Genomic DNA, 21,228 nt, shown 5'->3' on the forward strand with positions numbered 1-21,228 from the left:
ATGACCGACGTCCAGCCCGAGCCTGCCCGCGAAGAAGATCTGGAGACCAATACGCCGCAGCCCGATGAGAACCCGCAGCAGCGGGAGAACCTTCGGGATCAGGCCCAGCGCCAACCTGGCAAGGATGATCCGGCCCCCGCGTCTGGCGGCGACGGGGCGGCCGGAGCCGGAGGCAAGGACGGCTTCGGGACTGGCGGCTGATCGGTTGCGCACCCGATCGGCCCTATAGGTCCTTGGGGGCGCTAACCCTCGCATCCAGACAGTGGCGGCCTCTCTGGGGCCGCCACTTCTTGTTGAGAGGGCGGTGCGGCGCGGTTCTGTATCCAGGCGCCTCAAGGGATCGAGAACGATCGCCCGGAGGCTCGCCATGTCTGCGATGGCCGGTCCGCCGATCTTCGTGGATTCCTTTTCGGCGCCCTCGGCGCGATGCCATGAAGGACGCACCTCCGGGCGGCGATCAGACCGGCGCTTGACCTGCCTTATCCGGGGCTGCGGGCTCCAGAACGGCCTTGATGCGGCGAGACAGGGTTTCGATCGAGAAGGGCTTGGTGATCATCGCCATGTTGGACGCGAGAAAATCGGCGCGGATGACGGCGTTTTCAGCATATCCGGTGACGAACAGGATCGGCAGGTCGGGACGGCTCTCGCGGGCGAGCTCGGCCAGTTGACGGCCGTTCATGCCGGGCAGTCCGACATCGGTGATCAGCAGGTCCAGCGCCACCCCGGACTGCAGCACCTGGATGGCGAAGTCCGGGCCCTCCGCCTCGATGGCCTCAAAGCCCAGCTCATTCAGGACCTCTCCGACCAGCAGCCGGACGCTGGGATCGTCTTCCACGAAGAGGACCCGCCGGCCTCCGCCTGCGGCCAGATCAGCCGCCACAAGCGCCTTGATGGGACGCAGGGCCGCGTCGGCCATGGGCAGGTGAAGCGAGAACGTCGTCCCTTGGCCAGGCTCGGTCCTGATCCTGACGGCCCCGCCGCTCTGATTGGCGAAGCCGTGCACCATGGACAGGCCGAGGCCCGTCCCCTGTCCGATCGGCTTGGTCGTGAAGAAGGGGTCGAAGACCTTCTCGGCGATCTCGGCCGGCATGCCGACCCCTGTGTCGGTCACGCTCACCACAATATGGCGGCTTTGGAAGACAGGTTCGGCGTTCTGGGCTTGTGGGTCAGCTGTCCTGACGCCCACGGTGATGATCCCGCCCTCCGCAATCGCATCGCGCGCATTGATGACGAGGTTGAGCAGGGCGTTCTCGAGCTGGTGGGGATCGATCGCCGCCACCATAGGGCCGTCCGGAAGATCGAACTCAAGCGTCAGGTTCTCGGAAAGAGCCTGTTCGAACAGCGTCTCCAGCGACAAGACCAGAGCCTTCAGGTCGGTCGGTTGGGCGTGCAGGGACTGGCGCCGCGAGAAGGCCAGCAGGCGCTGGGTGAGGGCCGCCGCGCGCTCGGCCGAAACCACGGCCGCGTCGATGAAGCGGTCCAGATCTTCCGTCCGTCCGTCGGCCGCGCGCCGCCGGATGATGGCGAGCGAGCCGAGGACGCCGGTCAGCATGTTGTTGAAGTCATGGGCGATGCCGCCGGTCAGCTGCCCCATGGCCTCCATCTTCTGGCTCTGGCGCAATACGGCTTCGACCTCGGCGCGCTCCGCCATCTCCTGCTCGAGTTCCGCCGTCCGCTCGGCGACGCGCTGCTCCAGGGTTTCCGCCGCCTCGCGCAGGACGTTCTCAGCTTGGACCCGGTCCGTGACGTCATGGACAAAGACGTGAAAGCCCTCGATCTCGCCGGTTTCGCCTCGACGCGGCAGGTAGCGGATCTCCGCCTCGCGATAGGACCCGTCGAGCTTGGGCCAGGGGAGCTGGAGCATGACGTCTTCTCCAGCAAGGGCCCGGGCTATGGCCTGCTTGCGCGGATCGACATCGATATGCCCGCCGGTCCGGCTCATGAAGTCGTGGACGTTCTGACCGATCATCTCTTCGGGTCCGCGACCGACCCAGTCGCGGTAGGCCTGGTTGGCGAAGCGATAAACGCCGCCCTGGTCGATGAAGCCGATAAGAATCGGCAGGGCGTCGGTTATGGTCCTCAACTCCTGTTCGCTCGCCGTGAGAGCGGCCTGAGACGCTCTCAGCTGGTCGATGCGTTGACCGGTGTCGAACTGGCGCTGCCGGGTCTTGAGCGCTCCGTCTATGGCGCTCAGCAGAGAGGGCGAGCCCAACGGACGTTCCAGGACGGTAAGATGGCTGACGACCTCGGAAAGCAGGTTCTGGGCGACCGCGCGGCCCGCCTCGATCTGACGACGGGTCAGCAGGACCACCGGCATGTCGGACCAAGAGGCCTGGGCGTCCGCCCACGCCTTCAAGGGGGCGACCCCGCTCGCCAGGGCCTCCTCGGTCACGAGGATAGCGCCGCTCAGGTCGTCGAGGGCGGCGGCCAGGGCGGGCAGGGCGGCGAAGGCCTGAGCTTCATAACCTTCGCGCTCGAGCAGGCGCTCCAGGCTCGTACCGTCGCGGCCGTAGGGCGCGCAGATCAGGACACGTCGGCCGAGCGCCGCTCGCCTATGCGCCAATCGAACGGTCTTCCATCAGCGGAGCGCTGGCGCCGACGTATTCAGGCGTACCGGTCATGATTCCCTTGAAGTCTGACAGAGGCGCACCCACGCGCACGCCGCCGGAATCAATGCGCAGCTCCCGAATTGTATCCTCATGGGCGCCGCCTCTGTTCTTGATGATGGAGATGGCCTTGCGCAGGCGGCCGCCGGCTTCGAAGAACCGGAACAGGATGACGGCGTCCGCCATGTAGGAGACGCTCAGCTGACCGGTGCCCATGGTCCCCACCAGTCCCTGTTGCGGCGCGATCAGGAAGGTCGTGACGCCTTGCTGGTTGAGGTAGGAGAGCAGTTCGTGCATTTGCAGGACGAGCTGCTTCTCCTGGGGCATGGCGGAGACGTAGCCGTTCAGGCTGTCGATCACGATGACCCGCGCACCCTTGTTTTCAACCTCGTCGCGGATCCGCCACGCGAACTCGCCCGGAGGCATCTCCGCCGGGTCGATCTGCAGCACGGAGACCCGGTCCGCCTCAAGGTGAGGCGTCAGGTCGATATCCATCGCCTTGGAACGGGCCAGCATGGTGCCGATGCGTTCATCGAATTCGAAGATGGCCGCGCGTTCGCCTCGGGCGCAGGCGGCGGTGACGTACTGAAGCGCCAGGGTGGTCTTGCCCGCCCCGGCGGGCCCCGTCAGCAGGGTGCAGGTGCCGCGAAGCGGGCCGCCGGCGAGAAGGGCGTCGATCTCGGGCACGCCGCTCGGCGTCGGCTCTCCCACGAACGGCTCATGATGGTCGGAGGCGATCAGCCTCGGATAGACCTCCAGCCCTCCGGTGCGAATATTCATGTCATGGAAGCCGCCGACGAAGTTCACGCCCCGCAGCTTCTGGATCTCCAGGCGCCGACGGGCGGCGCCGAAATCAAGGGTGACGCGCTCCAGCGTAATGACGCCGTGGCAGAGGCTGTGCAGATGAGCGTCGCGCTGGCCGTTCTCGCCTGTCAGATCATCAACAAGGACCACGGTGGCGTTTCGGCCTGCGAAGAACTGCTTGAGCAGCAGGACCTGGCGGCGATAGCGCAAGGCGTCTTGGGCGAGAAGGCGCATTTCGGACAGGCTGTCAAAGACCACCCGCGTCGGATTGATGCGCTCGACCTCCGACTGGATAAGCCTGATCGTGTTTCCAAGCTCCAGTTCCCAGGGATGCAGCACCGACTGCTCGCTGCCTTCGCCCAGGACCGAGGCGGCTGAAGACAGTTCGAACAGGCTCACGCCGTCGAGCGACCAGCCGTGAGAGTCCGCGACCGCCTCAAGTTCCTCAGCCGTCTCGGAGAGGGTGACGTAGAGGACCCGTTCGCCCTTGGCGACGCCGTCCAGCAAGAACTGCAGGCACAAGGTCGTCTTGCCGGATCCGGGGGCGCCTTCAAGCAAGTAGAGTCGGGACGCCGGCAGACCCCCCTTCAAGATCGTGTCCAGACCAAGGTTTCCAGTGGACACGGTTCGGACGGGCTGAGGCATGATCTCTCCTTGCGCCTTCATGCTAGGCCGAAGGGAGGCGGGAAGCCAATGCGTCAGAAGAGCGTTCGGACGAGGTTGCTGACGCGGCTTGTCGCCGGCGCAAGCCGCCCTCGGGCGCAGAGCGTTCGAGCGCATAGAGGATGGCTTCGGGATTCAGCGGCCGGTCTCCGGTTCCACGCCCGGGCCGTATGCAGCTTGGCCGTCGTCCTTGAGCGTTGCGCAAAGATATGTCCGCTGGGCCTTGTATTGACGTAAAGAAGTGATCTTGCGCATGGGGGATGGGCGCGTCAGAGGGGCGCAAGGCGGGGCCTGCGACCTTCAGGGCCGCATGGAAAAGTAGACGGCCGGTTGCGCCAAAAGGGGGGCTCTCGCGAAACCGGCCGTCTGCCGATCTCCCTTCCCCGGGGAGTCTGCAAGAATCTAACGCCAAGCCGGCCGGGGCGCTCCCTTGTGTCGGGTTCCGGACACTGGGCGAGGCCGCGCCCAGGCGGTCGCAAGGTTGGAGCCTGACGCCGATCAACCGCCGTCGTTGCGAGGTGGTCGCCCGCACGAGGACCTGAACCCCCTGGCGGGTTCCATTCAAACTGCCTGCGAAATGCGGGCAACCCTTCAGGCGGCGAGAGACTTGTTCCGGGGCAAATGAAAGGCCCCGAGATATGAAACTCCTCATCCCCGCCCTGGCTTCGACAGCCTTCCTGCTGACCGCATGCAGCGACAACGCTTCTGATCGTGGTCAGGTGGAAGGGCCCGCCGTCTCAGGGTCCGAAGCGCCGCGGAACCCTGCTGTCGACACGGGCGGCGGTGAAACCCTGACGCCTGGCGCCAACTCCTTCACCGAAGCCCAGGCTCGTTCCGCGATTGAAAAGCAGGGTTACGTCGTCTCCGGCCCCCTGAGCCAGGACGCACAGGGCGTCTGGAGCGCCTCGGCGACCAAGGACGGCGCCGAGGCCGTGGTCTCGATCGACTACAAGGGCGTCGTGAGCGCCGCGGCGCCCGCCCGCTAATAAGAGTCCCTCCCAGGTTTTTGTTTTAAAGGATATTTTCCATGACGACCGTAACCCGATTGTTTGACCGGCACACCGAAGCCCTGGCGGCGGTTTCGGAGCTCGAAGCCACGGGCGTGGCTGCCTCGGACATCAGCATCATCTCGAACAACGCCGACGACTGGCATGCCGGGCATCGCCATGACGGCCACGCCTCCGGCCCCCTGGGCGACCGGAACGGCGACGGCGTCAACGACGTGGGCGAAGGCGCCGGCAAGGGGGCGGCCGCCGGCGGCGCGCTGGGAGCGGGCGCCGGGGTGCTGGCGGGCCTCGGCATGTTGGCCATCCCGGGCCTGGGCCCCGTGGTGGCGGCCGGTTGGCTAGCGTCGACCGCGGTCGGCGCGGCCGTCGGCGCGGCCGCAGGCGGCGCGACCGGCGGGCTTCTCGGCGCCCTGAAGGAAGCCGGGCATGGCGATGACGATGCGCACGTCTACGCCGAAGGCGTTCGTCGCGGCGGGACCTTGGTGAGCGTGAAGACGTCCGACGCCGAGCGCGCCAGGGTCGAGACGATTCTGAACAACCGCCAAGGACTGGACGCGGTGACGCGAGGCGGCGCCTACCGTCAGGCCGGATGGACGGAATTCGACCCGCGCGGCGAGCCCTATTCCCGCGAGCAGATCGAGGCAGAGCGCGCACGCTACCGTTAAGCGGCCTGATCGAAAACCGGACTGAGGCGTCGCTCCCCGAGGAGCGGCGCCTTTTCGTATCCGCGGTCGCGGCGAGTTTCGTTTTCAGGCGGCGGTGGGCTCGACAGGCGGCGCCCAGCTTGAGGGCTCAGCGGGTCGCATGGCGGTTGGGGAAGGGCGGGTGGAAGGGAGGGGCGTCCCCCCGCCGCAGCCGCAGGAAGCGCTACGAAGGCCAGGGAGGTCGAGGATCTGGACCTTGCCGCGCCCGAACTTGACCAGCCCCTTCTCCTGTAAACGCCCGGCTGCGGCGTTGATGCTCGTTCTCTGCACGCCGAGCATGGCTCCGAAGTCCGCCTGGGTGAGCCCCAGGGGCGCGCCGTTAGCCCCGCAGTGCAGGCGGACCAGCCACTTCGCCAGACGTTCCTGCACGCAATGGGACCCGTTGCAGGCCGCTTCCTCGGCCAGGGCCATGAGTCGAAGGGAGGATTGCAAGGCTACAAGCCGGTTGAGCCAGTCGCGGCCGAGGCCGTCGATCACGCTGGCGGCGGGCGTCCTGCACGCCAGCGTGTCCGTCAGGGCCCGCGCCTCGGGACGGTTGCATTCGGGGTGGAGGGCCTGGTCCCATCCGTGGACCGAGCCGGCCACCACCGCGGCGACGCAGATCCGCCCTCCGTTTGGAAAGAGACCCAGGACGCCGGAAAGCACGAAGGTCAAATGGCCGTCTTCCGCCAGCGTCTGGCCCGCCGCGATGGGCATGAGGACGCCTTGGGACTGGGCCCGGGATTGCACCTGGGGCGGAAGCGCCTGGAACACGGGGTGGTCGCCAAGGTCCAAGCCCGGGCGCCGGCCGTTTTCCGTGGTGTCGACGAGGCTGATCACTGCTGTCATCTGATACTCCCAGGCAAAGACTGGAGCAGTCGGAAGTCGCCGCACTTACATGGGTTAAGGAAGGCAGATGGAGGCGTCGCGCAGGGCCAGGCGCTGATGCCTGGCCTTCATGGCGGAACGGGCCCGCTGTCGGGGGATTATGACAGAGGTTGAACGACTGACGGCGAGGAGATCGTCCTGATCAACCCCCTGATCGAAAAGCTGTCCCGTCGCGACGACCTCGACGCGCGGGAACGACAGGCCCTCGGCGATGTCCTGCAACCGCCGGTCGTGGTCCGCGCGGGCGTGGACATCGCCGAGCAATACTCCTCGCCCGCCTACAGCAGCCTGGTGCTCGACGGCTTCGCCGCGCGCTATGTCGTCCTTCTCAACGGCGCCCGACAGATCACGGAACTGAATGTCCCGGGCGACTTCGTCGACCTCCACAGCTTGATGATGAATCCGATGGACCACGGGGTGGTGGCGCTCACGGACTGCGCCATCAGCCGCGCGCCCCACGATGGGTTGCGTCGCCTGACGGAAACAGAACCCCATCTGACCCGACTCCTATGGATGGACACCCTGATCGACGCGGCGGTGCACCGCCAATGGATCGCGGGTCTGGGACGCCGAACGGCCCTGGCGCGCCTAGCCCACCTTCTTTGCGAACTCTATCTGCGACTTGTGACGGTGCATCGGGCGGGGGACTGGAGGATGGAGCTGCCGCTGAGCCAGGCGGTCCTGGCCGACGTGCTCGGCCTGTCGGACGTCCACGTCAACCGATCGATCGCCCAGCTTCGCGCCTCGGGGATTGTGGTCTGGACCGGGCGGGTTATCGAATTGCGCGACTGGGACGCCCTGGCGAAACAGGCGGAATTCGATCCCACCTATCTGCGGCTGTCGAAAGCCCCTGTTTAGATCTCGGCCCCACGACGTGATGGGCCGCGTCCGAACCGGCCCGCTGTGCGGATCAGGGAAGCGTCCCTGTATGGGCTCGACCTGGGTCGGTCCGATTGCGCCTCCAGCCTGTCAGGAAGCCGCGGGCAGCAGGGGGCCGCAGACCGCGCTTAGGCTGGCGGCCTGGGTCAGGCCTTTCAGGTCCTGCAAGACCGTGCGCCCGGCCCGGTAATCAACCAGGACGTCGCGGCGAAGCTGTTGCAGCGTGCGATTCATATGGACGGCGCTCAGGCCCAGGATATCGGCGAGGACGTCCTGCGTCAGCGGCAGGTGCAGCACGCCGCCGCCGGCCGTTCCCAAGCGTACCTGCCGTTCATAGAGCTCCAGCAGGAGGTGGGCGGTGCGTTCATAGGCGTTCAGCCGACCGAGGCGGATGACCTGGCGCGCCATCCGCAGGCGTTCGGCGGTCCGGAAGCGTCGCCAGGCCTCGCGAAGCGGGGACGCCGCGGGCCCAGGTTCGGAAAGCGCGATCCAGAAGGCGGTGGCGTCGACCGTGACGATCTCGGTGAGCGCCCAAACCTGCAGGTCGGCGTCGACCGACCCGGAAGCGACGATCACATCCCCGGGGAGGCTGAGACCGACGATCTGGCGTCGACCATCCGTGAGCATGGCGCCCCGCGCAATCCAGCCCTTCACCACGAGGCGCGCCTGATTGCGCTCGGGATCGAGGGGGAGGGCGGCTCCGGCCGGCAATTGCTGGGGAGCGGCGGTGAAGCTGCGACGGATCATCGTCGTATCGTCGGGGGCGACTGGGGCGAAACTGGCCAACATCCGCTCCAACGGGGAGGTGAGCCGTTCTCCAAGACCTGTTTCCGACTGATTCTTCATGGCCTTAGACCAACAGCATGGCTTCGGCGCTCAGTTCTTTACATAGGTTGGTTTTTGCGACTTTCGGTGAAGCTCGAAGGCCGATTTACGACCGCTGGACGGTCTGTAGACCTGGCATCGGCTCAAGCGCTTCCGTCCGGATTGATCTGCTTGTCGTCGGGCGAGCCTCGCGCGGTCGCGTAGAGGCGGGCGCCGGGGAGGGGCTCACGCAGCCAGACGAGCGTCGAGGAGCAAGACCGATTCAGAGTCGCCTGACGCGGGTTCCAGAGCAGCGGCCGTAAGGGCGCGCGCCCTAGCCGCTGGCGTGGAGGCTGCTTCCGCGGGCGGAGACATGAAGACATAGAAGCCGCGGTTGGCCATGGCGGCCAGAAACTCTTCTTCGGCGGCAGGGTCGTCGAACATGGGGCGGGCCTGTCTCCCTTCGGTTGGGCGGGAGGAGGTAACGAGAGGACAGGCCTCGGCGTTCCAAGGGTCCGACACTGGATTGCCGACTTTCGCGGCAGGCGTTCGTCGGCCTTGGGCGGCGCGTTCCAGCGGCGCTTCGACGCCCGTCATCGTGGGATCCGGTCGCTTTTCCTGGTTTCGGGAAAACCCCGTCAGAGCTGCGCCGAGGCAGATCACGGCCAGCAACAGTCCGATCAGGCCCAAAAGCCGCGGAAGCCGGTTCGGCCGTCGCAGGATGGGCGGTTTTTCGGCGGGGTCCATGGCGGTCTTTCCTTGCGGTGGAAGCGGGAAACCAAGCCCCGTCGGTCAGCATCTGTTCCCTAGAAGCATGGAGCGGGCGGCGTGAGGTCAACTGGCTTTGGAGCCATTGCTTCGAAGCTATGCATCTCTCACGGCGGACCCGGGATGGAACCCTTCGCCGCACGACCCATTGCAGCAGAGGAGCAGTGATGCGCTCCATCCTTCGTGCGGCAGGCGTTGCACCCGTGGCGTGCGACGCATGCCAAACGTCGAGGACGGAGCGTCGGACCGCTCTATCCCTCATGGTCTGGCCAGGTTCCGCACGGCCTACTGGCTTGGTGCGCGCTCGCTCCGGTGGGGTTTCCATCGCGACTCCACATCGGAAGGGCGGCATGAGAGGCTGGCCCGATGTGCAACCGGTACGCCCTGACCACGAGCCAGGCGGCGATTCGCCAAGCCGCGAACGCCATGCGCGATCTGACCGGCAATCTCGCGGCTCAGCCTGGGATCTTTCCGGACCAGTCGGCCCCCGTCATCAGGACCGGAGAAGACGGGGTTCGAGAGCTGGCGATGGCGCGGTGGGGCCTGCCGTCGCCGTCCCGGACGATCCTCGAGGCGGCAGGACGGCGCGCGGACAGGATGAGGAGCCGCGGCGAGCGGGCGGATCTGCACCTCTTGCTGAAGGACGAGCCGGACAGGGGGCTGACCAATATCCGCCATCCTGAAAACCTCCACTGGCGCCCCTACCAGGCGGCGGCGCAGAGATGTCTGGTCCCCTTCACCAGCTTCAGCGAGTTCAACAGGGCTGCGGGCGGCGACATCTGGTTCGCCCTGTCCGACGATCGTCCGCTGGCCTTCTTCGCCGGCCTCTGGCGAGGACGTTGGACCGGCGTCCGCGCCCTTAACAAAGGGCGAGAAACCCTTGACCTATTTGGATTTCTTACCTGCCAACCCAATGCAGAGGTGGAGGCGGTCCACCCCAAGGCCATGCCCGTCATCCTGACGGAGGACGAGGACCTTGAGCGGTGGCTGTCAGCGCCCTGGGCTGAGGCGCGAAGTCTGCAGCGGCCTCTGGCTGACGGCGCGCTTTCCATCGTAAAGCGAGGAGCGCCCCTGGATGACGCCTGACGACGAACGCGAACTGGCGCTGAAGCTGTCGCGCGACGCGCATCGTCTTCATGAACGATCGCGCCGGGCGAGCTGGATCGGAGCGTCGATCTGGCTGCGGTTCAGGGCTCTGATGTGTGAGGAGACGGCGGCGCACCTGCATCGTCGTTCGGAACGATCGGACAGCTAGATCTCTGCGCGCTCCTGTCGAAGCCGGCGGTGTAAAGCCTCTTCTCGATACATGGGCCTGAGCGCACGCTACGATCCTGAGCGACGTATTGTGAAGGCCAGGCCGACCGCGCGCTCAACCGACGGGATCAAGCAGGGCGGCGCGCGGCCGGGATTTCATCTCGGACGACAAGGCGGATGGGACGCCGGGGCAGGGAGGGGCGCCGGAACACCCGCCCTGTTCCACGGCCTCGATCCGAAGAACGACGTCGCTCCAGGCGAGGGTCAGGCTTTCCACCACCCTGTCAGGAGAGGCGTCGAAATCCACCTTGGCGAAGGCGTCGTTCATCCAGATCTGGACTTCGCGAGCCAGGTCCGCCCGTAAATCCTCAGCGACGATGTCAGTCATGGAAGCCCCCGCCCCTCCGACGAAGACCATGCAGGGTTGCGTCGGCGGCCGATCTTCTAACAGGGGTGGCGCGAGCTTGTCCAGTTGAACGCGGTTCACTGTTAACTGTCCTGTAGACGCGTGGCGCGGGGTGGATTAGCTCGGACGATCCAGGGGAGTGCGCTATGATGCCGGATCGTTTGAGCGCGAGGCAGAGAGAGTGTCTGTTGCTCACACGGCACCATGGCACCAAGGAGATCGCCCACATGACGGGGATCTCGGAGTCTACCGCAAAGAAGCATATTCACGAGGCCTGTCAGAGACTTGGCGTGAACACGCGCAAGGCCGCTCTGGCGATTCTGGAACGAAACGTACCAGGGGGTACGACGCACCCCATGGCGGGGCTGGACCCGACCCGCTCGGTTGAGGCGATCAACACGGAGACGGGGCATGGCGATGAGAACGGGCGAACCGCCGCAGTGGGACTGGGCGCAGCTGGAGGCCGCTCTGGCCTTCATGGGGGCGGACCGGCGCAATCCCCTGCACGAATATCTTCTGGACGGCCTGCGGCAGCCCGAGGCCCTGGCGTCGCCGGAGGCCTTTCTGAGGGAACTGATGTCCGTGGTGGTGCTTCTGGCGGGCCGCGGGGAGGATATCGACCGCCTCCCGGCAATCCCCTTGTCCGCCTCGCCCTCGTCATCGTGCTGATCGCCGTGAGCGCGCTCCTGTTCAGCGCGGTCGCGGACATCGTCATCGGCGATCAGATCCGTCTCCAGACGGCCGATCGCTCTCGCTAAAACTCTCCTCGCACACCGAGGACCTATTTCCCCCGGATCGGGGAGGAGCGCTGAGCTATGAGCAAAGACGCCTTCGGAGTGGAACTGGCGCGTCAACTTTACGCCGCCGAGCGCGCCCTCGACATGGCGATCGCCGAGGTCAATGACCTGGCCTCGCTGATGACGCGCGGGCGCATTCGTCATCGGATATCCGCCGTGGTGGGACAGTCGGCGCTGGAAGACGTCGGCGCCCTGGTCGCCGGCTTGACCAGCTCCCGCCACAAGATCGTCAGCGCGCACGGGGCCCTGAAACGCGAGGCTGCGGAACTGGGCATAGGTTGGCAGGCGGCGGGTCCTGAGACTAAACCCGCTGACGACGGACCCGTGGTCAAGACGGGCCGATTGCAGGCCGTAGCCTGACGAGGGGCGAACTTGAGCGGATCGGTCAGCATACTGGCGCTATGGGGCCTGTGCCTGGGGCTGACCGCTCTATGCTGGCGTCTGGGCGGCGAACCGGAGCGGCGCGCGGCCGGCATGCTGTTCGCCGCTTATGCCTTCTCCGTTCTTCTGGGCTGGGTGCGGATCGAGGGCTTGAAGCCGGCCGTGGTCGCCGCGGACGTCTTGCTGGCGATCGGTCTGGGCTGGCTCGCGATCGCCTATCGTCGATGGTGGCTGCTCATGGCCGCGGCCAACGCCGTCCTAGTGGTGATCGCCCACGCCACCGTCTTCCTGGAGCCAAGCATCCATCAGCGCGCCTATATCGCCTACAGGATGCTCCCGGGCCTGGTCATTCCGCTGTGTGCGGGTCTCGGCGCCTGGGAACGATGGCTGGCCGGGGAGCCTGCCTGTGCGGGCTGGTTGCGGACGCGGGCCGCCTAGCCTAGCCTTTTCGTCTGACTGGCGAGAGGATCCTGGCTTGAAACGATCGGCGACCGAGTTCGACCAGGAGCTGGGCGAGCGTTTGCGTATCGTGCGGACCGTGAAGGGACTGACGCAGGCGGAATTGGGCAAGGCCGTCGGCCTCTCGTTTCAACAGATCCAGAAGTACGAGCAGGGCTCCAACCGCGTTTCGGCCAGCATGCTGCTCCAGCTTAGCCGGGCTTTGAACACTGATTTCAGCGCGATGGTGGCTCCGAACGGGGGAAGCCCGTCCGACACCATCAAGTCCATAGACCAGGAACAGCTGCTGGCGGCCTACGCGCAGTTGAGCCCGACGCGAAAACGGCTTGTGCTGGATCTGGCCCAGGCGCTGATCACTCCCTGACGGGACGCGCTTGAGGCGGCAGGAGCATGGCCGGCCTGATATTGGTCAGGCCTCGAGATCATCCGCCAAACTTGACACCATGTCTGGTGGTGCGTTTGATCACCGGCGCAATCTTAGGTTTGCAAATCTTCTGATTGCCCTGCTGACCCCCTTGTGGGTCGACATGTTCAAACCCGAAACCTTCACCGTCCCGGCGTTCCGGGACGGGCTCTTTCGTTTGAGGGTCAGGCCAGGATCCTGACGCTCGCTTCGCGGTCCCACTGGCGGCCTGCGGCGACCCTGACGAAGGGACCGACGTCCTTGCCGATGGCCACGACGCGGTCATCTGGGGTCACTCCGGCCTTGTCGAGGAGAGGGTGGCCCTCGGGCGTGTGCCCGAGCGCCTTCAGATGGGACGGCGTCCTTGACGAAATCGATCGCAGCGGCCTCGCCATGCAGGGCGGCGCAACCCGCGTCTGGGAGAAGGCCTGCAGAGCGTTTGGTATATCCGCGCCCCTCACGTTCTGAAGGCAAGTGCATTCTATGAGTAAGCCCGCCAGGCCCTACAAGCCATGGGCACGACCGTCCAGGCGCGCTAAGGGCGCGTCATCTGTCGGGCTAAGGCAGAGCTCGCTTTCGGCCATACTGACCTAGGTGCGGGGGTAGCCTTCGAACCTAGGGCGACGGGAGGAAGCGGACCTGCCATCGTTCCCGCCTTGCTGCCAATAGCTAAGGCTGGGGTTTTACAGTGGTCGGTTAAGTCGTTGTTTTCTCTGGATTCTGTTTGATTGGGTTTTACACCTTAAGTGTCGGTGTCCTCGTTGGAAATTTCAGATTTTGGTACCGTCATTCTAGGTTCGAGTCCTAGTTCCCCAGCCATCCGCCCTCCGATTCAGTATTGCCCGCCCCTACGGGGTTTGACCGTATCCCTGATACAAAACGGTGATACAAAATGCGGGTAATGAAGGGCCTCCACAAAAGGGATGGAATCTGGCGTGTGCGGGTCGCAATTCCCGCCGACTTGCAAGTCCGTTGGGGCAAGCGCGAAGAGATCGTCAGCCTCACAACCACGGACGAAAACGAAGCAATCCGCCTGGGTGCGCCCAAGATCGCGGACATCAAGCAGCGCATCAAGGACATGCGGAAATCTGCCGCTGCGCCTGTCTCGGCCGCACCGCCCGCCGTGGCCCGGCTGACAATCCCGCAGACTTTCGAAGCCATCCGACAATGGCGTCATCATGCCATTGATGACGCCTACCTCGACGCCTTCAATGGGACCGCTACGCCTCATGACCCGGTCGCGGCATCGTCGGTCCGCTACGCCCTCCAGCATCACTCGACCATCCACCAGATCACTGACTTTGATGCCCGGTTGGCCGAGGTCCTCTCTATCCCGGTCGATCACCCGGTGATCCAGCGCGCCAACGTCCGCGAGTGGTTCCGGGAAGCATGGAGCGACGTCGAAGGGTTCCGGGATCGCTTCCAACGTGACGACTTCAACGGTTGGCCGGAAGAACGCGACGCGCCCCTGGTCGCTGCGGCGACGCCCTCGGAATCCACGCCGGTGCGCGACGAATCGCGACTTACCCCCCTTGAACTCTATGACCGCTGGTCTCCCGTCGCCTCGATCAAGCTGGAGGCGCGCAACCGGGGTTACGTCCAACGCCTCGACGAATTTCTCGTAGCGAAGGCCATCGGCCAGATCGAGCCCCATGATTTGGCGCGATTCCGCGTCGAAGCACTTCGCTTCCCCAACACGAAGAACCCAGCCGTCCTGGCCCGGTCGTTCAGCGACATCATCGCCTGGGGTGAGGGGGAAGGTGCGGCAACACCCCGCCTCGACCAAGCAACCGTTTGGAAGTGGCTCAACACGATCAAGGGGATGTTCGCTTACGCGCAAAAGAACCGCTGGATCGACATTAATCCGGCCGAAGACACGATGGCCAAACCGCCGCGCAAGCGTAAAGCTCGCGTCGCCTTTGACGCCGCCGACATCGCTGAGATTTTCAGCAAGCCCGCCTTCACCGGTTTCTCTGGCCGCGTGAACGATGGCTATCGCGACACGCCGGGGGAGCAGGTGGTCCGCGACGCCAAATTCTGGATGCCGATCGTCGCCCTCTATACTGGCGCGCGCATGGAAGAGATCGGCTCGACCCTCGTGAGCGAGATACGCCAGATCGAAGGCATTTGGGTCATAGACCTCCTCGACCGTGCTGATGAGGAGAACGACGAGCGTGATCGTTCACTCAAGAACGAGCAGAGCCGCCGCATCGTGCCTCTGCATGACCGCCTGATCGACTTGGGCTTCCTCGACTACGTGAAGAGGCAAAAGAGCGACGGCTACCTCTTCCCTGACCTCGTCCCTTCTATGACACCGCGCGGACAACGTCGGACGGTCAACTTTTCAAAGTGGTGGGGCCTGTTCTGCAAGGCAAACGCCATGGTCAAGGGCGAGGGGATGGACGCGAAGAAGAAGCCCTTCCATTCGTTCCGGCACACGGCGATCCGCGCGCTGCGTCATCCCAAGGCCAACCCCGTCTTGGCTCGCCTTCTGGTGGGGCATGAAGAGGGCGAGTTCGACGAGATCAACGACAGATACGGCGAGGGGGCCGACATCAGGAAGTTGAAGGAGACGATAGACCTGATCGACTATCCGACGTTCAGGCTGGCTCGCTAGGGGCCTTAGTATTGCTCGACGCGCGCCGCCCTGCCCGTGTCTGCTTGATGCACGGGTCGCTCGTGAAATGTATTGTCGGGCATGAGATAGAACCGCCGCAGAACGCGATAGCGATTGTTCGGCAAGGCTTCGCAGAGATCGACAAGGGTCGGCTTCAAGCGGGCCTCTCGTTCCCCACGGAAGCGCGCCTCTAGGACGATCTTCGCCTGATTAGCAGCAGCTTCCTCGTCAGCTTCGAGGATTGCCATGCTGTCGATGAAGTTGGTCTCTTCGTTCCGGTAGAGGCGGGCGACGTAGACTGGCGGCATGGCTTGGTCTCCTTCGGCCAAAGATACGCCGCGCCAGCGGAGGGTCAACAAACCCATAAGCCTGTCCTTATGTCGGGGGTGGCCAGGACGGCCGTCAACCCGAACTCGCCAGCCGCCCTGCGCCCTTGACTCGATAGTCGGGTGACACACCATGCAGCATGCCCGCGAGCCAGCACCTCACGAAATTGACTTATCTGTTTGAGGTTGCGGCGGATGAGCATGCACCCGTCGAGTTGAAGAATGACATCCTCGACTATCTTCATAGCGACCTCGGGTTAAGCCGCGTGATGGCCGCGCTTATGCCACTCGATCAAGGCGACGACGTCACCTTCGAAACCCTGGCTCAACGCGCTCGCCCGCTTGCTCAAGCGAACCGAGTTCATGACATTCTGTCGGCATTCGCCGAGGAGCTTCCCACCAACGCCACGCTCAAACAGGCGTTGGTCTTTGCCCGCGTCGCGCAAGGTCACTATCTAAATCGGACTGGCCAGGGGGACTTAGCCCAGCGCAAGACGCTGATGGCCGATTCACGCCTCCCGAAAGACCTTGGGCACACGCTCCACACTGCGCTGGCCGTGTTCTTCGAGCCCATCGACCCAGAAACGCTTCCCGATGAGCGCAACAAGCCGGTCAAGCTATCGGCTGAGGGCGTCGCATTATTGCGACGCGTCCTCCATCGGATGCACGAGTCACAGCGTGAGCGTGATGGCCTCGCCGCCAATGTCGGGGACGACCCCGTTCAAAGTATCACGGATCATATCCGCCGAGGCCGATAGAGAGACCGGTCTCTCCGATCCCCCGACCCCGCATTTGCCGGGTAAGTTCTTCTTGTCTTGGCCAAGACCCTTCGTTCCGACGAAGGCCCGTGAGCGGATTCCGGTCCCCTCAAGGACAACCCTGCTGAACTGACGTCCAGGCGTCCTTCCAGCACCCAAAAAAGCAACCGACCCATACTGTCACTCCGGTGACAGACGCGTCCCCTCACAGGGGCAGATACGTGGCGCGCGCCAACCCCTCTCACCTTTCCGACCGACCTTCCCCCGCACCCCTCCCAAGTGAAACGAGAAAAAATGGAACATCGGACGACCATGCTTGAATGGTTGGAAGTCAGAAAATCAAACCCCATCGCGGAGGCCATGCATATGGTCGAAAAGCTCTGCCAAAGCGTCGTGCTGGGGCAGCGGTCCGCCGCCTATTTCTCCGGTCCCCCTGGAATCGGGAAGAGCTACAACATCTCGCGTGTGACCAAGAAGCGGTTCCTCACCTGTAACCCGACCAACTACCTGTCGCTCCTCAAAAGCATCGAACAAGCCCAGATCGAGGGCAAAGCTCTCTTCCTCGACGAAGCAGATGTCATTTTCCGTTCCGAGCGTATGGCGAACGTGTTGAAGACGGCGACGGGCGCGCGTGATCTTCGCTACTGGGACGGAGAATGTGTTGACGTGCCGGGAGGAATCTTCGTGGCGACCAATCAAGACCTCCTCGACAGGACGTGGATGGAACGCTCCGCTGCGGGCCATTGCTCCGCTCTGTTCAGCCGCGCCAGCCCTATCAACATCCCCCACGACCTTCTCCAACTTTGGGAGTATTCGATTGCGCTGGCGCAGACGGGGGGACTTCTGCGCGTTGACTACTGCGGGATGCCGATCAATCTCGATACGGTTAACCGCGCTTTCGACTGGTTCACTGTCAACGTCTACCGCCTCGACACAGTGTCACCACGCACCCTGCATCAGATCGCATCGGACATGAACCAACGACGTTTGGGGCGCATGGATACCGATCTCGAAAACTTTTACCTCAAGAACCGGCTGACCCGTGAAAGCGATCAGACGCCCCCGCCGACGCCGTTCAAAATCACGCCGAGCGAAGCACGCCCGGCCAGCAAGCGGCTTCCTAAAACGGTTTTCGGTCCCGTTCCTGCGCCGCCTGCAACGCGCAAACGGAACCGTAAAAGTGATGTGTATGAGATCGGCGTCCCGGCCTCGAACGTCATTGAGTTCATGAAACGCTGGGAGGAAACTATGACCGACTGACAAAGGGGAGAAGAAACTCGCGAACCTTTAAGCGACTCTTGCGGACCCTGCTTCGAGTTCGGCCATGCGCCCCTCCAATTTCTCAACGCGTGCCTCAAGTGATCGCGGTTGGGGGACGAGCCATGCCTCGATCGCTTCTCTGATGCACTCGCTGCGGTCCCGGTTGAGGACCGTAGCGCGTTCATCGAGTTGTTGAAGAAGGCCACTAGGAACCCTCAGGTTCAGCGGCACCATGGGCTCTCTCGCCATCAGTTGATCGTTTCCTGCATCTTCAAGAGGTTGGACACCGACTGGGGTCTCCAGGTGGAGCGGCGGGGCGTCAGCACGCCCCTCTCGTTGAGGCCCGACGCCAGTTGCGAAAGGCTATTGCAGCCCTCCGACCGCAAGGCTTCCACGATGGGCAGGAGATCGCGCGCGCGCTTTTGAGCGGCTTGGCCTCGCACAGTCGCGCTTTTTGCGGCCGCTTTTGCCGACGACTCGCCAATGCGAGGGTTGTTTCCCCCCAAGGGAAGGCCGCGATCACGTCGCGCCTGGAGGGCTGCACGGGTCCGTTCCGAAACCAACCGAGTCTCTTCTTCCGCCAAGAGGGCCATCAGTCGGACGGTGAGGCGGTTAGCGTTCGGGAGATCGACAGCGACGAAGTCCACGCCCGCTCGGTCAAGCTCCATCAACAGGAGCGGATCACGGCTCAGCCGACAAAGGCGAGCAATGACCAAGACTGCATTGTGGACACGGCAAAGGCTGAGTGCGCGATCAAGTCCGTGCCTCTGCCCCGGCCGCCCGGAGGCGATCTCGGTTACTTCGTCCAGGAGAACCGCGTCATCCCCGATGAACCGGCGCACCGCGTCCTGCTGCGCTTCCAGACCCAGCCCCGAACGTCCTTGCCGGGTAGTGCTAACCCGGTAGAGGGCCACGTAGCGAGGCATCAAATGAGCATGAACGTTCGTCATGGCTAACTTGATAGTCTAAACGCATTGCGTTCGCAATACATTTGAGATGCATGCTTCGGGCGTCCGACTAAATATCGGATGTCCAGCTACTTCACTAAGCTCAGGATCGAAGCCCAACGCGGGACCCAAGAGTTGATTTCCGCCCTCGCGACGGGTCCCTCATCACCGCTTTTTTCGCGCCTCCGGAAATGCGGCACGAGCACAGAATACAAGAACTCCGTGGCGTGCGGTGCTGTCGCGTGCGCCAAGTGCCGGGAGACTTATGTCCGCAAACAGGTCGCGGCCGTCCAGGCCGCGTTGGCTGGTGCGAAAAACGACGACTTGGTTATGGTCAGCATCGTTCTTGAGCTTGTGGGCTCTGTTACCGACATCGGCCCGAGTTTCGCATCGGCCAAGCGGAAGCTCAGAAACATCATCGAACAAAATCGCCGGTCGAAGGCCAGATGGTGTGATCTCCAGGCAGTGGGATGGATGGAGGTGGATGCCTTTGAACCGGAGAGGTTCGCTGATCTGCTGCCGCGCAAGAAGGCGCAGTTCGAAGCGATGGGCGTCCCTTACGCTGGAGACGGACCGGTATGGGTCACCACCCTGCACTGCATCGTCAGCTTAGCTAGCGTGGATCGACACGCCTTCGCTCGCGAGCTTGAGCGGGGCTGGTCGATCCCTACCCAGGTTCACATCCGGCCGTTTGACGGTGAGCGAACCGTTTCGGACAACATCAACAGCGTAGTCCGCTATTCGCTGAAACACAGCAGCGTCTCCAACGCCCACGTGACCGGCCCTGAGCCTTGGAATATCGTTTGGAGGAAAGCCTATTACGAATATTTGAACGATTGGTCCCGCTCATTCCAAAGCGTAAGGTTGTGGATTAGACCGCGCAGTTGTCAGATTCAAAGACATGAACCGAAACAACGTGAAATGTGTGATGAAGAATCTATAGAGCGATATATTGAGCCTATGCCAATACTGTTCTGATAGACTGATTTATCACTTTCGATGACCTATATATACAGTGGCGGTCAGCAAAATCTTAGCTTGAAGTGAACGGCGTCCACCGCTGATACGAACCCGAAACCCCACTTGTCCCGAAGGGGTGTGGACCAGCGACAGGACGGAGCCGTAGTCTCGCTCTGGAGCCAATCGAACATTTCGAAGAGTTGCAGCCGGTCGGTTGGGTCATCGCAGCCGATAGTGATTACGACGTGATGCTTGGCGGCAGCCGGTGAGGGGGTGGCCGGTCGAGAGAGGCGAGACAAATCTAAAGGAGGACGCATTCCCTATTTAGGTGCGCGTTGGAAGGACCAGAGGTTTGACTGGCATGGTTCCCGCTAAGGCATCTTGCGCGTCGCGGCGGAGGTAGACGCGCCCCGTCAGTGGCCCATCCCAGGCAGGTCGAAGTCGAGGTCGTCCAGTGCATGAAAGACCCCTTCGAGTTCGCGCGGCGGCTTGCATGGGAGAAAGCAGAGGACGCCTTGGCCGCTCACTCGCTCCTTCACACGTCGGGCAGTTTCCATTGAAACCGGCATATTGGCCCGACCGTGGATGCCAGTGAGCAGCCAACCGCCATCGGTTTGAGTGAGGACGATAATTACGCTGAGGTCGCCGATCGCAAGATAGGCCGTGGCTCCAAGAGCGATCGCGTTCACGTGCCCCGCAAGACAGTTCTGCCACTCCCTTCCCATGGCCCGAGCAATGGAGGGAACGATGCGTTGAATCCCCGGATCGTGGTCCAGCCCAATCCCCAGAGGGGGCAGCACGTCTGCTTTGGCGAACCAACCTCGCACCCAGTTGCTTGCGCGGAAATGGGGAGCATCCTCGATTGATTGCCGGAGCGCAGCGTCGGTAGCCATCGAGCATGCCTGACGGATAATCGGCAGCCGCGTGTTCAGCTTGTGAGCCTCCGTAGCAGTCCTGACCGCCATCGCGGTCTTGGGCGACAGAATGCCGATGTCCAAAATTTCTACCGCCTGGATGAGTTCGTCATCGAGCCGCGCATCGACGCCCTCAAGCACTCGCCGCCGCGCCCGTTGCTCGGGCTCCTGGGACGTCAGGAGCGCATACAGCCGACCGTAGGCGTCAGATGTGTTGAGGAGGCTGCTCCCGATCTTCTTGAGGATGGCGGGGAGGCTTGGCGGGGCATCAGGATAAGCGGCTTCGATGATGCGGGTCGGCTTCATCGCGATGAAGGCGTCGGCGATCTGAACGACAGTGTGTCTATCAGCGACGTCCCCATTTGCCCGGAGCAGGAAGCCCTCAGGAGAACTAATGACACCGGACGAGAGGGCTGCTGCCACCGCGTTCCGCCAGATAGGTGATGCTCGTGTCGCGACCGCCAGGATGCCCGGCCGAAACTCCTCCAGCTTCATCATTTCGACCAGGAACCAGCCGCTCAGCGGATGGAACCAGCCGACGCCTGGACGTGCTTGTGCGGCACCGTAACGTTCGAGAAAGGGGGTCATGCTCGCCTTTTGATCGAGAGAAAGGCGAGAGCACTGCGCTCAGCCGCCTGGAAATC

At 63.7% G+C, this 21,228-nt stretch carries 25 protein-coding genes and 1 pseudogene; 15 read left to right on the plus strand and 11 right to left on the minus strand.

Annotated features, from left to right (window positions below):
- Positions 1-201: a hypothetical protein gene (locus B4A39_RS14185; RefSeq protein ID WP_292037197.1), complete on the plus strand. Its 201-nt coding sequence runs from the start codon at positions 1-3 to the stop codon at positions 199-201.
- 256 nt (positions 202-457) lie between these two features.
- Here the strand turns inward: B4A39_RS14185 and B4A39_RS14190 are convergent, their stop codons facing one another.
- Together B4A39_RS14190 and B4A39_RS14195 are read right to left on the minus strand one after the other, a co-directional pair.
- Positions 458-2,563, minus strand: coding sequence for a hybrid sensor histidine kinase/response regulator (locus B4A39_RS14190; RefSeq protein WP_292037198.1), 2,106 nt, complete (start codon positions 2,561-2,563; stop codon positions 458-460).
- On the minus strand, positions 2,553-4,055 hold the full coding sequence (locus B4A39_RS14195; protein WP_292037199.1) for an ATPase domain-containing protein: 1,503 nt from the start codon (positions 4,053-4,055) through the stop codon (positions 2,553-2,555). The genes B4A39_RS14190 and B4A39_RS14195 overlap by 11 nt, the downstream gene beginning before the upstream one ends.
- Before the next feature lie 656 nt (positions 4,056-4,711).
- Here B4A39_RS14195 and B4A39_RS14200 point away from each other — a divergent pair.
- Positions 4,712-5,059, plus strand: coding sequence for a hypothetical protein (locus B4A39_RS14200; RefSeq protein ID WP_292037200.1), 348 nt, complete (start codon positions 4,712-4,714; stop codon positions 5,057-5,059).
- A gap of 41 nt (positions 5,060-5,100) precedes the next feature.
- A complete protein-coding gene (locus tag B4A39_RS14205; protein ID WP_292037201.1) occupies positions 5,101-5,745 on the plus strand; it encodes a hypothetical protein in 645 nt (214 codons plus the stop codon).
- An 84-nt stretch (positions 5,746-5,829) separates the two neighbouring features.
- Here the strand turns inward: B4A39_RS14205 and B4A39_RS14210 are convergent, their stop codons facing one another.
- Together B4A39_RS14210 and B4A39_RS14215 are read right to left on the minus strand one after the other, a co-directional pair.
- Positions 5,830-6,612, minus strand: coding sequence for a Crp/Fnr family transcriptional regulator (locus B4A39_RS14210; protein WP_292037202.1), 783 nt, complete (start codon positions 6,610-6,612; stop codon positions 5,830-5,832).
- A gap of 54 nt (positions 6,613-6,666) precedes the next feature.
- Positions 6,667-6,873: a hypothetical protein gene (locus B4A39_RS14215; RefSeq protein ID WP_292037204.1), complete on the minus strand. Its 207-nt coding sequence runs from the start codon at positions 6,871-6,873 to the stop codon at positions 6,667-6,669.
- A gap of 9 nt (positions 6,874-6,882) precedes the next feature.
- On the opposite strand from B4A39_RS14215, the gene B4A39_RS14220 reads away from it, so the two are divergent.
- The gene (locus tag B4A39_RS14220) at positions 6,883-7,509 is read left to right on the plus strand and encodes a Crp/Fnr family transcriptional regulator (RefSeq protein WP_292037205.1); all 627 of its coding nucleotides are present in this window, start codon (positions 6,883-6,885) and stop codon (positions 7,507-7,509) included.
- A gap of 111 nt (positions 7,510-7,620) precedes the next feature.
- Here B4A39_RS14220 and B4A39_RS14225 read toward each other — a convergent pair whose 3' ends face one another.
- Both B4A39_RS14225 and B4A39_RS14230 read right to left on the minus strand, forming a co-directional pair.
- Positions 7,621-8,277: a Crp/Fnr family transcriptional regulator gene (locus B4A39_RS14225; protein WP_292037207.1), complete on the minus strand. Its 657-nt coding sequence runs from the start codon at positions 8,275-8,277 to the stop codon at positions 7,621-7,623.
- 303 nt (positions 8,278-8,580) lie between these two features.
- Complete coding sequence (locus B4A39_RS14230; protein WP_292037209.1) at positions 8,581-8,778, minus strand: hypothetical protein; 198 nt, start codon at positions 8,776-8,778, stop codon at positions 8,581-8,583.
- Positions 8,779-9,468: 690 nt separating this feature from the next.
- Between B4A39_RS14230 and B4A39_RS14235 the strand changes: the two genes are divergently transcribed.
- A complete protein-coding gene (locus B4A39_RS14235) occupies positions 9,469-10,188 on the plus strand; it encodes an SOS response-associated peptidase (RefSeq protein WP_292037211.1) in 720 nt (239 codons plus the stop codon).
- Entirely contained in the window at positions 10,178-10,357 is a 180-nt protein-coding gene (locus B4A39_RS14240) for a hypothetical protein (protein WP_292037213.1), read from the plus strand. Before B4A39_RS14235 ends, B4A39_RS14240 begins: the two co-directional genes overlap by 11 nt.
- A 114-nt stretch (positions 10,358-10,471) precedes the next feature.
- On the opposite strand, the gene B4A39_RS14245 is transcribed toward B4A39_RS14240, so the two are convergent.
- Positions 10,472-10,744: a hypothetical protein gene (locus tag B4A39_RS14245; RefSeq protein ID WP_292037215.1), complete on the minus strand. Its 273-nt coding sequence runs from the start codon at positions 10,742-10,744 to the stop codon at positions 10,472-10,474.
- Between the two features lie 167 nt (positions 10,745-10,911).
- Between B4A39_RS14245 and B4A39_RS16485 the strand changes: the two are divergent.
- From B4A39_RS16485 to B4A39_RS14270, 6 genes and pseudogenes are all read left to right on the plus strand, one after another.
- A pseudogene (locus B4A39_RS16485) lies at positions 10,912-11,061 on the plus strand (sigma factor-like helix-turn-helix DNA-binding protein); the annotation flags it as partial.
- A gap of 112 nt (positions 11,062-11,173) precedes the next feature.
- Positions 11,174-11,431: a hypothetical protein gene (locus B4A39_RS14250; RefSeq protein WP_292037216.1), complete on the plus strand. Its 258-nt coding sequence runs from the start codon at positions 11,174-11,176 to the stop codon at positions 11,429-11,431.
- A gap of 146 nt (positions 11,432-11,577) precedes the next feature.
- A complete protein-coding gene (locus B4A39_RS14255; protein ID WP_292037217.1) occupies positions 11,578-11,919 on the plus strand; it encodes a hypothetical protein in 342 nt (113 codons plus the stop codon).
- Positions 11,920-11,931: 12 nt separating this feature from the next.
- Positions 11,932-12,378: a hypothetical protein gene (locus tag B4A39_RS14260; protein ID WP_292037218.1), complete on the plus strand. Its 447-nt coding sequence runs from the start codon at positions 11,932-11,934 to the stop codon at positions 12,376-12,378.
- Between the two features lie 37 nt (positions 12,379-12,415).
- Positions 12,416-12,763, plus strand: a complete 348-nt coding sequence (locus B4A39_RS14265) for a helix-turn-helix domain-containing protein (protein WP_292037219.1) — start codon at positions 12,416-12,418, stop codon at positions 12,761-12,763.
- A gap of 940 nt (positions 12,764-13,703) precedes the next feature.
- Positions 13,704-15,419 carry a site-specific integrase gene (locus B4A39_RS14270; protein WP_312217453.1) on the plus strand — a complete coding sequence of 572 codons (1,716 nt, stop codon included), beginning with the start codon at positions 13,704-13,706 and terminating at the stop codon, positions 15,417-15,419.
- 5 nt (positions 15,420-15,424) lie between these two features.
- Here B4A39_RS14270 and B4A39_RS14275 read toward each other — a convergent pair whose 3' ends face one another.
- Positions 15,425-15,784 (minus strand): hypothetical protein, encoded by a 360-nt coding sequence (locus B4A39_RS14275; protein WP_292037221.1) that lies wholly within the window; start codon positions 15,782-15,784, stop codon positions 15,425-15,427.
- A 101-nt stretch (positions 15,785-15,885) separates the two neighbouring features.
- Here B4A39_RS14275 and B4A39_RS14280 point away from each other — a divergent pair, with 101 nt between their 5' ends.
- Both B4A39_RS14280 and B4A39_RS14285 read left to right on the plus strand, forming a co-directional pair.
- Positions 15,886-16,503, plus strand: coding sequence for a hypothetical protein (locus B4A39_RS14280; protein ID WP_292037222.1), 618 nt, complete (start codon positions 15,886-15,888; stop codon positions 16,501-16,503).
- 312 nt (positions 16,504-16,815) lie between these two features.
- Positions 16,816-17,763: a hypothetical protein gene (locus B4A39_RS14285; protein WP_292037224.1), complete on the plus strand. Its 948-nt coding sequence runs from the start codon at positions 16,816-16,818 to the stop codon at positions 17,761-17,763.
- A 27-nt stretch (positions 17,764-17,790) separates the two neighbouring features.
- Here B4A39_RS14285 and B4A39_RS16490 read toward each other — a convergent pair whose 3' ends face one another.
- Both B4A39_RS16490 and B4A39_RS14290 read right to left on the minus strand, forming a co-directional pair.
- Complete coding sequence (locus B4A39_RS16490; protein WP_409449553.1) at positions 17,791-18,012, minus strand: ribbon-helix-helix protein, CopG family; 222 nt, start codon at positions 18,010-18,012, stop codon at positions 17,791-17,793.
- A complete protein-coding gene (locus B4A39_RS14290; RefSeq protein ID WP_292037226.1) occupies positions 18,012-18,713 on the minus strand; it encodes a recombinase family protein in 702 nt (233 codons plus the stop codon). The genes B4A39_RS16490 and B4A39_RS14290 overlap by 1 nt, the downstream gene beginning before the upstream one ends.
- 78 nt (positions 18,714-18,791) lie before the next feature.
- Here B4A39_RS14290 and B4A39_RS14295 point away from each other — a divergent pair, with 78 nt between their 5' ends.
- Positions 18,792-19,688 (plus strand): hypothetical protein, encoded by an 897-nt coding sequence (locus B4A39_RS14295; RefSeq protein WP_292037227.1) that lies wholly within the window; start codon positions 18,792-18,794, stop codon positions 19,686-19,688.
- A 395-nt stretch (positions 19,689-20,083) separates the two neighbouring features.
- Here the strand turns inward: B4A39_RS14295 and B4A39_RS14300 are convergent, their stop codons facing one another.
- Entirely contained in the window at positions 20,084-21,172 is a 1,089-nt protein-coding gene (locus tag B4A39_RS14300; protein WP_292037228.1) for a hypothetical protein, read from the minus strand.
- Between the last annotated feature and the right edge of the window lie 56 nt (positions 21,173-21,228).

Origin of the sequence: Brevundimonas sp. UBA4553, from assembly GCF_002387245.1 — a bacterium.
Classification (GTDB): domain Bacteria; phylum Pseudomonadota; class Alphaproteobacteria; order Caulobacterales; family Caulobacteraceae; genus Brevundimonas.

Coding starts and splice junctions, on each gene's coding strand:
- B4A39_RS14185 (WP_292037197.1), top strand. CDS start 1: ATGACCGACGTCCAGCCCGAGCCTGCCCGCGAAGAAGATCTGGAGACC.
- B4A39_RS14195 (WP_292037199.1), bottom strand. CDS start 4,055: ATGCCTCAGCCCGTCCGAACCGTGTCCACTGGAAACCTTGGTCTGGAC.
- B4A39_RS14200 (WP_292037200.1), top strand. CDS start 4,712: ATGAAACTCCTCATCCCCGCCCTGGCTTCGACAGCCTTCCTGCTGACC.
- B4A39_RS14205 (WP_292037201.1), top strand. CDS start 5,101: ATGACGACCGTAACCCGATTGTTTGACCGGCACACCGAAGCCCTGGCG.
- B4A39_RS14210 (WP_292037202.1), bottom strand. CDS start 6,612: ATGACAGCAGTGATCAGCCTCGTCGACACCACGGAAAACGGCCGGCGC.
- B4A39_RS14225 (WP_292037207.1), bottom strand. CDS start 8,277: ATGATCCGTCGCAGCTTCACCGCCGCTCCCCAGCAATTGCCGGCCGGA.
- B4A39_RS14230 (WP_292037209.1), bottom strand. CDS start 8,778: ATGTTCGACGACCCTGCCGCCGAAGAAGAGTTTCTGGCCGCCATGGCC.
- B4A39_RS14235 (WP_292037211.1), top strand. CDS start 9,469: ATGTGCAACCGGTACGCCCTGACCACGAGCCAGGCGGCGATTCGCCAA.
- B4A39_RS14240 (WP_292037213.1), top strand. CDS start 10,178: ATGACGCCTGACGACGAACGCGAACTGGCGCTGAAGCTGTCGCGCGAC.
- B4A39_RS14245 (WP_292037215.1), bottom strand. CDS start 10,744: ATGACTGACATCGTCGCTGAGGATTTACGGGCGGACCTGGCTCGCGAA.
- B4A39_RS14250 (WP_292037216.1), top strand. CDS start 11,174: ATGGCGATGAGAACGGGCGAACCGCCGCAGTGGGACTGGGCGCAGCTG.
- B4A39_RS14255 (WP_292037217.1), top strand. CDS start 11,578: ATGAGCAAAGACGCCTTCGGAGTGGAACTGGCGCGTCAACTTTACGCC.
- B4A39_RS14270 (WP_312217453.1), top strand. CDS start 13,704: ATGAAGGGCCTCCACAAAAGGGATGGAATCTGGCGTGTGCGGGTCGCA.
- B4A39_RS14275 (WP_292037221.1), bottom strand. CDS start 15,784: ATGGGTTTGTTGACCCTCCGCTGGCGCGGCGTATCTTTGGCCGAAGGA.
- B4A39_RS14280 (WP_292037222.1), top strand. CDS start 15,886: ATGCCCGCGAGCCAGCACCTCACGAAATTGACTTATCTGTTTGAGGTT.
- B4A39_RS14285 (WP_292037224.1), top strand. CDS start 16,816: ATGCTTGAATGGTTGGAAGTCAGAAAATCAAACCCCATCGCGGAGGCC.
- B4A39_RS16490 (WP_409449553.1), bottom strand. CDS start 18,012: ATGGCGAGAGAGCCCATGGTGCCGCTGAACCTGAGGGTTCCTAGTGGC.
- B4A39_RS14290 (WP_292037226.1), bottom strand. CDS start 18,713: ATGACGAACGTTCATGCTCATTTGATGCCTCGCTACGTGGCCCTCTAC.
- B4A39_RS14295 (WP_292037227.1), top strand. CDS start 18,792: ATGTCCAGCTACTTCACTAAGCTCAGGATCGAAGCCCAACGCGGGACC.
- B4A39_RS14300 (WP_292037228.1), bottom strand. CDS start 21,172: ATGACCCCCTTTCTCGAACGTTACGGTGCCGCACAAGCACGTCCAGGC.